The sequence below is a fragment of the Bartonella pachyuromydis genome (genome assembly GCF_039543065.1).
Classification (GTDB): Bacteria; Pseudomonadota; Alphaproteobacteria; order Rhizobiales; family Rhizobiaceae; genus Bartonella; species Bartonella pachyuromydis.
Window position 1 is genome coordinate 1 of record NZ_BAABJA010000008.1, and the last position, 15,404, is coordinate 15,404.

The 15,404-nt window shown below is 37.7% G+C and carries 14 protein-coding genes; 6 read left to right on the forward strand and 8 right to left on the reverse strand.

The annotated features are described in order from the left end of the window. From ABD917_RS08875 to ABD917_RS06115, 5 genes are all read left to right on the forward strand, one after another. Positions 1-127, forward strand: a 127-nt coding sequence (locus ABD917_RS08875; protein WP_425548553.1) for an autotransporter outer membrane beta-barrel domain-containing protein, incomplete at its 5' end; no start/stop codon positions are given. A 178-nt stretch (positions 128-305) separates the two neighbouring features. After that, on the forward strand, positions 306-488 hold the full coding sequence (locus ABD917_RS06100) for a hypothetical protein (RefSeq protein ID WP_345119224.1): 183 nt from the start codon (positions 306-308) through the stop codon (positions 486-488). Continuing rightward, positions 485-841, forward strand: a complete 357-nt coding sequence (locus tag ABD917_RS06105) for a hypothetical protein (RefSeq protein WP_345119225.1) — start codon at positions 485-487, stop codon at positions 839-841. Before ABD917_RS06100 ends, ABD917_RS06105 begins: the two co-directional genes overlap by 4 nt. A gap of 137 nt (positions 842-978) precedes the next feature. Continuing rightward, a complete protein-coding gene (locus ABD917_RS06110) occupies positions 979-2,199 on the forward strand; it encodes an autotransporter outer membrane beta-barrel domain-containing protein (RefSeq protein WP_345119226.1) in 1,221 nt (406 codons plus the stop codon). Between the two features lie 134 nt (positions 2,200-2,333). Beyond that, complete coding sequence (locus tag ABD917_RS06115) at positions 2,334-5,402, forward strand: autotransporter family protein (protein WP_345119227.1); 3,069 nt, start codon at positions 2,334-2,336, stop codon at positions 5,400-5,402. 591 nt (positions 5,403-5,993) lie between these two features. On the opposite strand, the gene ABD917_RS06120 is transcribed toward ABD917_RS06115, so the two are convergent. The 6 genes from ABD917_RS06120 to ABD917_RS06145 all read right to left on the reverse strand — a co-directional run bounded on the left by ABD917_RS06120 (position 5,994) and on the right by ABD917_RS06145 (position 11,968). After that, complete coding sequence (locus ABD917_RS06120) at positions 5,994-6,434, reverse strand: flagellar protein FlgN (protein ID WP_345119272.1); 441 nt, start codon at positions 6,432-6,434, stop codon at positions 5,994-5,996. A 2,380-nt stretch (positions 6,435-8,814) separates the two neighbouring features. Then, positions 8,815-9,027: an EexN family lipoprotein gene (locus ABD917_RS06125; protein ID WP_345119228.1), complete on the reverse strand. Its 213-nt coding sequence runs from the start codon at positions 9,025-9,027 to the stop codon at positions 8,815-8,817. Between the two features lie 163 nt (positions 9,028-9,190). After that, a complete protein-coding gene (locus ABD917_RS06130; RefSeq protein WP_345119229.1) occupies positions 9,191-9,433 on the reverse strand; it encodes an EexN family lipoprotein in 243 nt (80 codons plus the stop codon). Between the two features lie 1,430 nt (positions 9,434-10,863). Then, positions 10,864-11,094, reverse strand: coding sequence for a hypothetical protein (locus tag ABD917_RS06135; RefSeq protein WP_345119230.1), 231 nt, complete (start codon positions 11,092-11,094; stop codon positions 10,864-10,866). Beyond that, complete coding sequence (gene parA, locus ABD917_RS06140; RefSeq protein WP_345119231.1) at positions 11,091-11,720, reverse strand: ParA family partition ATPase; 630 nt, start codon at positions 11,718-11,720, stop codon at positions 11,091-11,093. The genes ABD917_RS06135 and parA overlap by 4 nt, the downstream gene beginning before the upstream one ends. Next, the gene (locus ABD917_RS06145; protein WP_345119232.1) at positions 11,717-11,968 is read right to left on the reverse strand and encodes a hypothetical protein; all 252 of its coding nucleotides are present in this window, start codon (positions 11,966-11,968) and stop codon (positions 11,717-11,719) included. The genes parA and ABD917_RS06145 overlap by 4 nt, the downstream gene beginning before the upstream one ends. A gap of 839 nt (positions 11,969-12,807) precedes the next feature. Here ABD917_RS06145 and ABD917_RS06150 point away from each other — a divergent pair. Next, positions 12,808-13,137 carry a protein tyrosine phosphatase family protein gene (locus tag ABD917_RS06150; protein ID WP_345119234.1) on the forward strand — a complete coding sequence of 110 codons (330 nt, stop codon included), beginning with the start codon at positions 12,808-12,810 and terminating at the stop codon, positions 13,135-13,137. 416 nt (positions 13,138-13,553) lie between these two features. Here ABD917_RS06150 and ABD917_RS06155 read toward each other — a convergent pair whose 3' ends face one another. Then, positions 13,554-14,555 carry a bifunctional riboflavin kinase/FAD synthetase gene (locus tag ABD917_RS06155; RefSeq protein WP_345119235.1) on the reverse strand — a complete coding sequence of 334 codons (1,002 nt, stop codon included), beginning with the start codon at positions 14,553-14,555 and terminating at the stop codon, positions 13,554-13,556. Continuing rightward, positions 14,555-15,400: a TIGR01459 family HAD-type hydrolase gene (locus ABD917_RS06160; RefSeq protein ID WP_345119237.1), complete on the reverse strand. Its 846-nt coding sequence runs from the start codon at positions 15,398-15,400 to the stop codon at positions 14,555-14,557. The genes ABD917_RS06155 and ABD917_RS06160 overlap by 1 nt, the downstream gene beginning before the upstream one ends. Between the last annotated feature and the right edge of the window lie 4 nt (positions 15,401-15,404).

Consider the following 15,404-nt stretch of genomic DNA (forward strand, 5'->3'; position numbering starts at 1 on the left):
GCTTGGTGTAAATGCACAATTGTCACAAAATATTGCCCTTCATGCCGATGTGAATTACCAACAAAAGCTGCAAAAAGCCGGTATATCTGGAGCAAGTTTTTCCGGCGGAATACGCTACCGCTTTTAAGAAAATCTTATCTTTATTTTTAGAATATGAGCAGCGCTGAGATATCAACAGCGCTGCTTAGTTTTGTGCATTACAAAAAACGAAAACCAACTCGAATTGTTAAGTCTTCATCAAAAAGAAAAACATCTTAGAAGCATTTCTATGCATAAAAAGCGTTTATTATTATGCACAGCCGCTTGTGCTTTATTTTTCTTATTTTAATGCAATTTACATAAGTAATGCCTCTGGTTTAAGCCCACAGACACGCCATGCACTTGAAGAAATTACCAAATTACCTAGACAATATCGCCATACCATTGATCTAATCAATACTCCAACACAGACAGAAAAAAATCTTGAGATGATAGCTCTGGTGGCATGATGAGAGAAAATTCTCATTTTGATCAGGCAGTTCAAAATTCTATGAATCATGTGAGAGATACCATCAACAGTTCTTTTTCTGGTGCTGGACGCTATGAATCAGGAGCGTATAAAAAGATATTGGAGCGTGAACTCAATGCTTTATCCACAAATGCAATGGCTAATCATTTTCATCAGAATGTACAGCATATGAATCAAGCCAATGCCCATCTTAATCGTTTGCGGCAAAACCGCTTAAGAATGACAGAAGACTTATTAAAAGGCTACGAGAAAGCGCTCTCCGATGCGGCACAGGCAACAACAATACTTGAAGCTGATAACCAACAGCGTGTTAATACTGCACATAAACAGTGAGGAATACAAGACAATCAAGAGTGGTATAAACTACAAAATAAAGCAGAAATGCTGCATAAAGTGGCAAGAGTAGAGAACGCTTTACAAGGACACAACAAGGAACTTTCCGATACTATACGCACAGCACTCATAGATACTTGGAATGCCGATACGATAAAAAACGCAGAAAAAAAGGAGAGGCTTCTGTTCCCTCTCTCTCATCCAGAGAAAATAAATCCTCCCCTCCTCTTGCTCTTCCAAAAGGTAAAGATAATACATCATCAAAAACAACTCTTAACCCATCAGCAAATCATGTACGGTTGTCTACAAAGACTGAGACGACCATTCAAACTCTCACTGATATTAAGAGAGCATCTAAACTTGCAGAGGGGAAAGAGACTGCGGCTTTATCTCATGACTTACCTCATTCAGAAGCAAAAACCGAAACTCTCTCCCCACAAATAGCGAACTATTTGGTTATGCCTCATGCATTATTTTCCATTGGATTTGCTGATGTAAACAATCAAAATACCTTATTAGACAATATACGCATAACAATGTTTGAAGCAAAGGATTATAAAGAGAAAGGACTTTTCTTTTCTACTTATGGAAAGAGAAGCATCTTCTCTTCCAGCTCTCATACACCACAAAATAGTGCTGATGCCGATATCCGCTGTGCGGCCTTCCAAACAGGTCTGCCATTGATAACCTTAGAAGAACAAAATACCAGCACAGATTTTGGTCTTTTGGGAATATATAGAAAACTCGCTTTCACCCCAAAGAACAGAGAAAACTCGCAAAAGAATATACTGAATAAATGGTCTCTTACCGCATATGGCCACATGCAGCATGACAGTGGTGTCTATGCAAGTGCATTTCTTTCCTATGGACTCTTTAACGGAGAAAATATCACTACTCTCACTAAAAACACCAAAACATTGGCAGCCTCTGCTACCATCGGTCAAAAATTGCCAACTATTGTTGAGAAAATAATATTTGAACCACAAGCACAATTTATTTACCAACATCTCATGCTTGGCATTCTTTCAGATGCAAAGAGCTTTAAAATAAACATGGGCAATCCTTCTCAGTGGTTACTGCGTGTTGGTGGTCGTTTAACGCAAAACAAAGGTGAAGCTGTCTCCTTCTATGGTAAAGTAAATATTATCAATACGTTTGGTCAAAATAATACTGTACAAATTGATAAAAAGAGTTTTCAGATTTCTCCAATAGGAACAAGCCTTGAAGACGGTTTGGGTATTAACGCTCATTTATCGCAAAATATCGCGCTTCATGGTAATGTCAGTTATCAACATAAACTCAAAAAAGTTGGTGAATCTGGTATAAGTCTATCTGCTGGAATGCACTATCGCTTTTAAAAATACTTTTCTTCATATCTTGAAATATAAAGCCCCCCCCATATGTTTTATTTTGTATTTTATAAAAAAACAAATGGGAGTGATCCCATTTTTTCTGTGAAGGGGGGGGAGAAAATATTTAGGGATATATTTATATGAAGAAAAGCTTCTTATTATATACAGTTTCTGGAGTTCTCTTTTGCTCCTCTTCCAGCCTATCTTATGCCCGTGATGAAATACCTACTCCACAACCAACTATAAGTTCTTCATCTGCACAAACTAGAACTGATAGTACAACAGCTAAGAAACGAAAGAGGAGTCTATCTGCGAGTGCCACAACTCCAGAAACAGTGCCTACAAGCCAAAACACACCAGCAGAAGCCCCTTCATCTGGAAATACATCTCCTATAGTTGCACGCCCCAGCTCTCAACCATCTAAAAATCCTAAAGAGAACACTCTATCACAAAATCCTCAATCTACAGAAGATACTGTTACGGAATCTACAACGACAGGGACAAGTGCTAAATCTAGAAGACGTCCATCCCCATCTTCTACAAGTCCAACCGCAGAAGGGGCACTACGGAATTCCTCTGCAACTACTACACAGCCAATGCCTCCAAAACCAACATCAGAGGCCCCCCAAATGCTTGCAAAACCTGAAGATGTAAAAACAGCAGTGAAAGCACCACCAGCGCCTACAACCTCCGAGAATACAAAACCAGAAACAAGAATTCCACCAGTATCTACAGGCTCTGAGAAAGTAAGACCAGTAACAAAAGAACCACCAGAGCCTACAAAACCTGAAGGTGCAAAACCAGAAACAGGAATGTCACCAGTACCTACAAGCCCTGAAGGAGTAGGACCAGCAGTAAAAGTGCCACCAACTCCTGTACAACCAATGCCTCAACAGCCAGTGCCCGAAAAGCCTGAACAACAAGAACAAGATGAGGATAAACAATCTAAAGTTGAAGCAAAAGATGGGCAAACTATAGAGCTGTATAATGCTGATATTTACGACAGATATTTTGCTGTATCCGCAGAGGGTGAAAATTCGCTTGTCAAAATACACGGAGGAACAGTTAGTGCAAATTTTGTTGCACTGAGCACATCAGATAGAGGAACGATTGAAGCCACAGATATTAGTGTAACAGCAGGATTAACTGGTTTGTTAAACATCAATGGTGAAATCAACCTTAAAGATTCAACCGTAACTGTTACAAGTGATTATGGAGCAAATGGTATTGTTTTCCTAAATGATCCATATCATGTACCTGAAAAACGCCATGTACGCAGTGCTGAAACAAAATCAGATACCAACCAAGAACAAAATTTGGTCAATCAAGTAATCTTGCAGAACACAAAACTTTCTGTTGAAAACGGCGTTGGTATGAGCATCTATGGGTTGGATACGGACGCTGAAGTTTTCCTCAAAAATTCAGAAATCCACGCAGATCTTTTAGTGAAAAATACAAAAACACTAGGAGCTGGTGTCCATAGTCTTATATTAACGGCAGATCACTCTCATTTAGAAGGGCGCGTAAGAACATTGGATGAAAACCAAACCATTTTTGATCTGACAAATGGTACAAAATGGTTTTTAAAAGCAAATAAAAACATAGAAAATAACGATAACGATCCATCTAACTATGAACAGTTTGGCGCTAATGAAAGAACCTATTCTAACCTTTCTGCACTCAAGTTTACAGATAGTACAATTATATTTGAAGAGCCCATAGAAGGACAGTATCAAACTTTGTTTGTAGGCCTTAACCCACTACAAGAGGCAAAAGAATCTGAAGATGATAACGAACCTAATGCAGCTGTGGTTTATAGTGCAAAAGGGAAAGCAGAAGTTTATTTGAATTCTCAATGGAACAGCTATTCCCCAGTAACTAAACAAACAGCCGACCGTCTTATAATTCATGGTGATGTATCAGGTACGACCACAATTCACGTCAATCTCTTGGAAAGCAACCCAAAAATGACCGATAGCCGTTCGGTTTGGGACGAGCAAATGCTTTCACTTCCCGTCGAGACCCATGGAATTTCACTCATTCAGGTTTTTGGCCAAGCCAATGAAAATTCCTTCAAATTAGCAGGAGATTATCTGACAATGGCTGGCCTGCCTTATAAATATGTCTTGATGCCTTACGCACCAAGAACATCCCATGAGAGCCAAAATCTCTTTGGTCAGAATAATCGTGATTTCTGGGATTTCCGCTTGCAAAATGATTACCTTGATAAGGACAAGAAGATCAGAGCCGTTTTACCACAGGTAGCAAATTATGTGGTAATGCCTAGTGCTTTGTTTTCCGCTGGATATGCTGATATCAACAACCAAAACACATTGTTAGACAATATATATACAACAATATTTGCAGAAAAGCATAAGAAGAAGAACGCTATCTTTTTATCCTCCTATGGAGAAAAAGTTACTTTATCTTCTAGCCGTGATCCACTCCATTATGGCTACGGCGCTGATGTAAACTATAATGCTCTACAAGGAGGTATCGTATTAGCTGCATTGGAAGGCAAAGATATCAGTACACATTTTGGTCTTTTAGGAACATACGGCAAGCTTTCCTTTACGCCAAAGGGTATGAAAGATTCTGAAAAAACCACACTTGATAAATGGTCTCTCACAGCCTATAGCGGCGTCAAACACAGCAATGGTTTATACGTAAACGCACTTTTTTCCTACGGAGCCTTGAAAGGAAACATTACCACGCCTCTCATTGGCAATGCTGCAAAATTGGATGGTACTAAAATATTAAATGTATCTGCAACGGTTGGCCAAAAATTAGCAACCGGTATGCAGGGACTAATGTTTGAACCACAAGCGCAATTTATTTATCAAAGCCTCATGTTTGACGTACTCTCCGATGCCAATAATTTTAAAGTTGATATGAATAATCCGCATCAATGGTTGGTACGAATTGGTGGACGTTTAACGCAAACTCTCACCACTCTAGAAGAAAATTATCCTGTTTCCTTCTATGGTAAATTGAATGTCACCAAAACCTTTGGTGATGGTGGAACAATAAAAATCGCTGATCGATTTTATCTTGATCCCATGGGTTCCTCCATTGAGGGAGGTGTTGGTTTTAATGCTTTCCTCTCTCAAAAGATCGCTCTTCATGGTGATATTAGTTATCGACAGAAACTGCAAAAAGCCGGTATATCTGGAACTAATTTTTCTGGCGGGATACGTTATCAATTCTAAAATAACATCAGTACCAATTCTCATAAAAGGCAGCATAAAATGCTGCCTTTTATGAATAAATTTCTATTTCGCAGATTTTTATAAGAAAACGCTAAAAAACTATCCGATCTACAGAAAAAGACTTTTTACGCGAAAGAAATGCTATGCTTGATCTTACCTACAATAATATTGATTTATCATAATCATCTAGCATTATTCATATTCAATAAGAGTCTCGAATATCGCAGAATTCTCTTACGGCAAATCTCTCCCATATTGAATCAAGAAAAATTGTTCGTACACCGTTATAAGCAAAATGAGCATAGAGACCAAAACATGAAAGAACAAACGAAAAAGGCCTCTCATGAACCGTTTTCAATTCAAGGGTTATAGCAACTCCTGTGAGCTAATAAATACCTAGAAAATATAACGTAGCACAGGCTTATTACAACATCATATTCTTAAGAGAGCTAAAGAGCATAAGCGCTTTAAAAAGCCAATCCTCCCTTTTTTAGCATCAAAATCGTGTAAATTGTAATACCCATATAAAACATCCGCAAGAGATTAAACAATATAAAACCATTAGATGAAGCCATAGGTTACATCATTGTTTCATCCCTTAGAGCGTCCATTAACCGAAGGCTCACAAGCTCCATCTACTTCTTTTGTACGTGCAGCGATTTGTATCGCTTGTGAAAGATCGTTGACGGCATCTAAATGCGTTTGCAGCAATTTACTATTACGATGTAATTTTTCCTGCAAATCCGATAATAAACTTTCGACCTCATTCTCAATATCTTCATTCATGTAGCGTTTCACATCGCTTATAGATTTATTAAGGTCACGCAAGCCACGTATTTTACAGAGATTAATTTCTTCATAATCTGGAACACCACTATTCTCTAGCATATTGCTTTCATAATCGACCACTTGTGCCAATCCTTTAACAGCAGCAACAAATTTTGTCATAGCCCAATCACGATCAATAAGATTGTTATCAAGGACTTTTGCTCTTGCAGCAAAACTATCATCACCATATTGCACGACAGACATTTCATTTTCCCCTTCAACAGTATTGTTCAATCTTTCTCTTAAATATCAAATTATCAAATAAGGGAGATTAAACAGCTTTCTTTCAATGCTGATACACTCAATTGAGTTTATTGTGCGAATATTGCCCCGACAACAGCACGATAATCCTAAAAGCGTATACCTATTTGACTTTCAACACATTACTTTTACGACATCATATGGATTTCTCTGCTATCAAACCACCCTTTGTGCAATACCAATTCAGCAAAACACCACAAATCATCAAATCAATATGCAGGAGACATCTGAAAGCTCCAAATTTATTTAGCCTCTTTTATTTTACCTGCCTTAGATAAAAACAATAATATGCACCCTCTATACCGACAAAAATTTGTCGCATATAAAAGTTTAAACCCTTTAAGGCTTTAGCATTTTAAAGATTGCAGCATTTTACCCTCCATAACCTTTGGCCTTCTATGCACCACTGTCCTCTGCCTTTTAGCACTCAGAAAAACCAGTAAGCACACATATTCAGAAAGATTCACTCTCACATGCTCTTTTCCGCATCACACAATATTTTGCATGAGATACAAAAACAGCACTCCTTTTTGAACAAACCAATCACACCAATATCAAAAAGAGCGTTTTAAATAGCCAAACAGCTACAAACCCCCCTTTTTCAATGATCATTCGCTTTTCTTTGCAACAATCGACTATATAAGATTTTTAAACTTCTTTCAAGAGTTCATAAAAAACGCAATTTGATAATCTTTTCATCCTATAATTGCTTAAAATGATCCTCCACTGACATTCACCATATTTTATTGCAACCAAGCTCCTTACAAATCATTTTACTTTATAACAGAGAGTTGATTGTTCACGGCGCCATCTTATTACGCGCACTCCATACATAGATAAAAGAAAAATCATGGCTTTTCTCACAACCAAAGCCCCTACTGCAAACTATATTGTTATTCTAAATAGTTAGGATAAAGCTATATTGTTGTTCTTTTCCCTCACTGATCATATTTACCATTTCTTCATCAATCAGCTTGAATGGATCTTGTTTGCGGTAAAATCAAACAGAAAACGTGTTTTAAAAATTTTTTTATCGCACAAAACTTACATATAAAAAGCAAAGCAACACCATAAATATTCACTGTTTTTATATGTACTACAGTGCTAAGGGTATCACATCCCGATACGAAAAAAGAGTAATTTTACGCTTGCCGCAGATATTGTATCAACATATATTACAAACTGTAACAGATTGTTATTCATAAAGCCCATACCCAAAGAATGGAAAGAGGTTCTTATGGCTGATATCATAAAAACTGCTGTGCTTTATTCAACATTGATTGTCACTCTTAATGCTTTTGTCGTGCTAGCCCTCATGATAGAGATACAGTAGGTATATTCTGTTAAGCGTTTGCCATAACCTGCGCAACGCAGTGCGTGAGCATCTCATAATATCAAACATAAGTTTTAAAGCAGAAAAATTTTCATAGACCAAGCGATCACTTTTCAGTATTTTCACGTTACTATGTGCTTTTAGAAGCATTTTGCGCAGTTACTCCCCAATATTTATTCTTCCTGAATGATCCTGTCAAATTGATCCCCTCCCCACTTAAAAGCAAGACTCCTTCTCACGCATTTGTAATAAAATTGATTTTTCTTCAAAAATTTAAACTATATACAACATCTTGATTTATAATAATAATCTACCGTTATTCATCTAAAATAATCGCCTCGAATATCGGAGATTTCTCTCATTTCGCATCCTCCTATATCAAGTGAAACCATTTACTTGCACATGATAAGTACAGAATGAAATAAGTATAAAACCATCAAAGAAAGAGCTAAAAATGTCTGTTCTGAGCACTTTCAGATGCCAAGAGCTGTTTTAACATTTTCAGCGAACAAAGAGTACGATAGTACTAGCTGTTACTGAACAACCATGCCCCTAACGCACCGAACATCTCCTGAATATTCTCTACCTTAAACTTGTATTTTGTATAAAGGCAAAAGAGATCGGTTCAATATGCATAAATATGCTCACCGTACTGAAAAAACTTTTACAACACTACGGAAATTTTTTCATTCCCCCTATAAGGAGAAAAAGATCCTAAAACCTCATTGACTATAAAGCACATGAAGGGAGTGCTCGTTGTGCCAATATGATTTAAAATACAATTTTTTTACAAGCGCTGCGAAATCTTGTTTTTAAAAAGAAAAAAACTCCACCATAGAGAGGAAATTTCTCATTGAGAGAAAGTCTTCTCTTTGTGGTTCAAAGCAAAATGATCTCTCACTTAAAGCAGAAAAAACAAGATCCCCATTCTTGTTGAGAATTTCACAACTATCCCTTTATGCTCAGATAAACAAGGTCTGAGAACAATATTTAACCTCCAAAAAGAAGTTGGTAACCTGCTTTTGCGACATTATCACAATTTTGAGATGCCTGTACAGATGGCCCACCGAGGAAACACTTCTTTTCCCATTTGAGACGTAATTCTTTATCTTTCTTAAAATCTTCAACGCTATAGTTTTTTTCGCAACAAGCAACAGCAAATCCAGTGCAAAGCAATAGTGTGGTGATAATAACTTTGTTCATGGATTGGATTCTTTCCAGATCTTATCTATTCTTTTTTGATCTTCTTTAATTCTCTCTCGCCATTTAGCATCTTCTTCAATTCTCTGCCTTTCATATTCAGCTTCCCGTTTTCCAGATTCAGAGAGCCATTTTTCAAATTCTGCATCGCTTTTCGCTTTTTCTCTTACTCTTCCATATATTTAAGGTTTTCTTCTTCTGCTTTTTTCCGGCGTTCTTCAGAAAGTTCGTGATCAGCTACTCGTACATTTTCACAATTTTTTGAAGTTCCTGACCATCCACATCTCACAGCCCATTCTTCAAATAATTTTGGATCTCTCTTAAATTCCTCAACACTGTAAGTTTTTTCACAACCAACAACGACAAGCCCCATACAAAGCAGCAATGCTGTGATAATGGCTTTATTCATTAAATAATTCCCCTTTTTCCTTCTCACTTAATAAAATAATGTATTTCATATACTCTCTGCATCGTACGAACAGATTTCTTTGCTGAATGCGCAAAACGGCAAGGCAAATATGGTAAATCTCATAGCCGCTTGCATTTTAAACTTGCATTTTTAAGATGTGTCTTTATTACATGCCCCGCACAGGCACCCCATTGTGAAGTTTTTGAACTTTCATAACACTTGTGAAGCCTTCGCACTGTTCAAGAAGCTTTACACTTCTTTTCTGTCATATCACGCTATTATGAGACATAAAACAATACGAATATCTGCCTTAACCACTTGGTATGCTTATAGTCATGGCGATAGATCAGCAAACAAAAACAATATCTTCTTCAATTCACTGATTGCACTCTCATCATTCTGAAATCACTGGAAAATCAAAGCAAGCTTTGCTATAATCCCCCCTGCATTGACAATAATGCCAATAGAAATACTCAGCAAGCAACCTGATATGTTCAAACAGAACAGAAAAATTGGGACCTATCCCCTCAAAAACTATTACCGCTCATAATGTCACTCCCTTAAAAAGTACAGATACAAGAAACAAGTTCAAGAAAATGACAAATAAATTCTTTTATGTATTGAAAAAGAATAAATCTCACCAAGCACCAATATTAGTGAACAAATGAATTCTTTTACCCCCTCCCTCTAAACTTTAATAAAGTTTAACAAAACAATATACAGCTGAAAAAATAACCAGCCCCCCATTTTCCTACAGTATTAGCTTTTTAAAAATAAAATAAACAAGAAGTAATTTTACATTTAAAAACATTATCAACACAATTCTTTAAAAAAATCGTCCTCATCTATAAAGATAAAAAATGTTTGCCACTTCTGAACATAAAGTTATAAAATATAGCCATTTTCTTCACCTCGTAGAATGAAGTAGCAGAGTGGAAAAACTGTTTTTTGTTATCAAATGATGCTTTTGTTATAAGAGCATTTCGTTTTAAGCGGCCAATAGTGCTTATAGAAAGGCACCATCATTCACAAAAATCATGATGCGTAAGTGTTTCATTCATTGGAGCTGAACTTGCCAGCTTGCAACTTACAAAAAACATCACGGTCAAATTTCACAGATAGATGATATCTCTCCCTATCTGTATGCATGTCACCTTATCTTTTATTATGGATGCAAGAGGCAAGATGCTCCCCAAATACACACTCTCATTCACCCCACCCAATATTTATTCTTTTAAATATCGTTTATGTCCCATACATATAAAACAACCAGCCAAGTGCGGATTTATTCAATATTGCTCTTAAAAAGGATATAAAGGAATAGAATAGCAGCGATCACGCATAAGACAGCCCTGCCCAAGGTATTTGTAATGTCTACTTATGAGCAAGGCAAATAAAGCCCACAAAAATGTATTATCGCATATCATTTTTTACACTTTTCCGTATTTTTGTGCAAGCAATTCACGCACCTCATCTGCCATTTTTGTTCCACGACTTGCACAACTCACCTTAATCAAACGATGTAAACTTTCCGGTATATCAATTGTGAGACGTTTCATCCCCCCATCCATGCTCCCTTTATTATTTTCAACCCATGCATCCGCCGTTAAAGGAATGGATTTATTGGTTGGCTTTGTGCCAATCTTAATTTTTTTATTCATCGTGCTAACTCCTTGATTTCCGCAGCAACAGCTTCAATTTCTGCTGCCGCTGGACCTTGCTTATCGACTTCATAAACAGCTTTCCCCTGGGCCACCGATTCTGCAAAAATCACGCGCTGAGCAATGCTCGCAGAAAGAACACCAACAGGAAACACTCCAAGAGCTTCACTCACATCACGCCCTATTGCTGTATTGACTATTTTACGATTAATAACAAAAGCAGATTGCAAATTTTCTTTATAGACTCGAGCTTCATCAAAGAGCTTGACAATTCCATCCGCTGCCCAAATATCATAGGGGCTAGGCTGCACAGGAATAAGCACAAAATCTGAAGCCATAAGAGCACTGCGCGCAAGATCCGTTACGCGTGGAGGACCGTCGATAATAATATGATCGTAACCATGACCAATCTGGGCAATTTCCTTATGAATCGTTGCGCGCGGTAAACCAACAACCGAAAACAAGGGATCACCTTCACGAGCCGCCGCCCAATCCAATGCACTTCCCTGCGGATCACCATCAATAAGCAACACGCGCCCTCCAGCCCGCGCAAAGCTAGCAGCAAGATTTACACTCAAGGTAGTTTTTCCTACCCCTCCCTTTTGATTTAAGAGTCCAATAATCATGAATTACGTCTTTCTGCTTTATCGTTTTTACGATTATACAGAAAATAACAAAAGAAGCAAGCAGAGACCCCATACAAACCAACAGTTTCCCCTTTTTCATAAGAAAAGCAACAACTCCCAATTTCCTCTTTTAAATAATCTTTTCGTATCGCAACGAACAGCATAAAAACAGTTTGAGAGACAAACAAACATAAACGGATAACAGATTCTTTCTGATATTTATAACCAATGCTAAAATCTGTATTCACAAACATCAAATCATCAGCAGATTTTAAAACGATTATCTCTACCCCCCCCAAAAAAAGCCGTATAAACTTGATTTTCCCATTATGAAAGCAACAGCACGTCCAATATGCTTCACCGCTTCCATTAAAGGCTTAAAGCACACTGTCCCTTCTGTAAATGGATACAAACCAATCAAAGAAAAAAGGCATATTTTTTTAAAACATAGGTCTTCGCTAACGAATTTACGAATACAACTCCGCATTACCTACCCTGTACAAAGCATCTTTGCTAAAACAACGTCGAACCACACGATCTCTCATAAAAATTGAGAAGAATGGTTTAAAATTGAAGCATTTTTTGAGTATCACCCCCCCCAAAAAAACAATCTGTCTAAAAAACCCTACCACACAATCACATCAGAGAATAAATAACAGCATCAGAACGGTAAAAGCCATCATGCTCCCCTTCCCTGTTTCAGCTATCCTTACCTGAAAATACCTTTAAAAAGCACATGAAATTGAAACGGTTTTATCCTCTTGCGTCTTTCTCTTGCAATGTAGAAGCAAATAATTTTTAAATTCATCGAGACAAATAAACACCAAAAAGAGAGATCTCTTTGGCGTTCTTACTTTACAGAAGAAGAACAATAAATTATCTAATATCAATCGGACAGCTCATCAATATAAATTAAGAGAGAACATGTTGGGAATAAAACGCCTCGCACAGCACAATATGTTTTTTCAAAAGCGCATCTATTTTTCTCGAAGAAAGAAAGTTTTAAAAATATAGAACACTCTCATCTTTAGAATATTCTTGTAGCGTAGCAGAGAACATCATAAATTGTTATGAGGAACGAACAAATATGCACTTACAACAAATTGACCAAGATATTTTTATCAGCGCCCAAATTAGTGTTGAAAATATCAAAACATTAGCACAATCAGGCTTTAAAACGATTATCTGTAATCGCCCCGATCAAGAAGAGCCCCATCAACCTGATTTTTCCATCATTAAAGCAGCAGCATATGAATATGGCATAACATCACATTATATTCCTATCGTACCACCGACCATAAATCGATCAGAAATTGAAACCATGAGAATGATTTTAAAAACAGCATCTCTGCCTCTTCTTGCCTATTGCCACCACGGAACACGCTCCATGCATCTTTATCGCTTAACCCGCCTTTAATTGCATATCTTAACAGATAAAAAAGAAGCCATTATTCTTGAAATTCTAAAAAATCCTCAGTTTTTATAGAATTTTGCAATCCAAGAGGGAAATCATACGAACAGTTTTAAAATAGTATGTTCTCTTCAACGATTGCACAACAAAACACGCTCTCTACATCTTGACCAATGAATCTGCCTTTCTTTGCTTCTCTTAACAGATCATAAAGAAACAAGTAGTAAATTTTTAAAGCCATAGAATTTCATAGTGTTATGAAAAAAGATGAACAACAATGCTAAAATCAGATCTCCAGATATTCGATAGCCCTTCCCAACAGCGCAAAAAACACATATTTCATGATATTTTAGAATATATTTTCGTGATCATAATCAGTTTAACAGCTATTTTTGCTGCGCTTCTTTCTTTTTCAGATCAACTTAAGCTATATTTTTAAAAGTAAGCAGCCTATCCAATGGTGATAATGGTTGCACTTTTGCTAAAATTCCTTTTGCTGCTTTTTCATCACGTTGCATTTGCGCAATCAAAGGCTCTAACCCATCAAATTTTTCTTGCCCTCGCAAAAACTGAAAGAAAGAAACAGTGCAACTTTCTCCATAAAGGTCGTCATTAAAATCAAATAGATAGGTTTCTAACAAGGGGACACCATCCTCTACAACCGTTGGACGACAGCCAAAACTTGCAACACCATCATGCAAAACACCATTCGCACGGCGCAATCGCACAGCATAAACACCATGTGCCAAGCTTACTTGGAGAGGAAGCATTTGGTTAGCGGTAGGAAAACCTAAAAGGCGACCGAGTTGATCGCCTTGGATAACATTTGAATGCACCCGATAATGATAGCCCAACAAATGGGCTGCTTTTTTCACCTCACCTTGGGAGAGAAGCTTACGAATAGAACTGGAGGAAACAATCAATGGTTGCTGGTTCTGTTTGCTCGATAAGCAAGGGACTTGCACAACTTCAAACCCACATTCTTTTCCCCGTTGAGAAAGCAGCTGTGCATTTCCACTTTTTTTGTGCCCAAATTGAAAGTTTTCACCCGTTATCACCGCACAAACATCAAAAGCTTCCTTTAAAATCGCACGAATAAATTGCTCTGCTGAAAGAGTAGCAAAATGCGCATCAAAAGGCTGTTCAATGACGCCATGAAACCCGAGTATTTTAAAAATTTCAGCTTTTTCAGCAGCTTCTGTTAGGCGATCTACAGGCGTCGAGGGCTGGAAAAAACTTCTTGGATGCGGTTCAAAGGTTAAGACAATAGCAGGCTTATTTTTCAGACGCGCCAAATCAAGTGCTTTTCGCAGCACCATCTGATGTCCACAATGAACACCATCAAAATTTCCAAGTGCCAACACAGCTCCCCGCCAAGCCACAGGAAGTTGATGAATCCCCTGAAGACGTAAAAAAACTGACATTACTGAAGTGCCCACATGACTGCTTGTGGCTTATAGCCATGACGTTCAAGAAAAGATTGCAATGCTTGCTTATCCACCACACCATTTTGCATATAGTCATAACGATGAATCCCACCCATGATATAGAGAACATCAAGACCAAAATGCGCCGCACCTTTAACATCGGTCAAAAGACCATCACCAATAGCCAAAACCTGACTTTTTTCCACTGCTCCACGCATTTTTTCTAATTTTTCAAAGGCACATTCATAAATGGGCGCATGAGGCTTTCCAGCAATACGCACCTCACCTCCTAATTGTTGGTAAAGACGCGCCAATGCACCAGCGCACCAAAATTCCTGATTGCCATAATGAACAATCACATCTGGATTGGCGCAAATAAAAGGCAAATTCCGCGCACGCATACGCAAAAACATCTCCTCATAAGCAGCAGGCTCTTCATCAAGTCCGTCCAGAAAACCACTACACACCACAACCGAAGCTTCCCATTCTTCCACCAATTCGCAATCCAATCCTTCAAACAACACCAAATCACGTTGTTGACCAATGAAAAAAACTTTACGCGGTGCAGCGCGAATAAGATCACGGGTGACATCGCCTGACGTGATAATACCATCATAATAATCGCTATGAACGTTCATGTTTTGCAACTGAGCAATAACATCTTCCCGTGGTCGAGGTGAATTGGTCAAAAAAATGACATTCTTTCCCATCTGTCGAATTTTATACAATACTTTCAATGCCGGTTCAAATGCATGCACACCGTTGTGCACGACACCCCACACATCACAAAAAATAGCATCGTAATGCGCTATGACAGTCTCAATATGGGTAAGTTCATTCATGTTG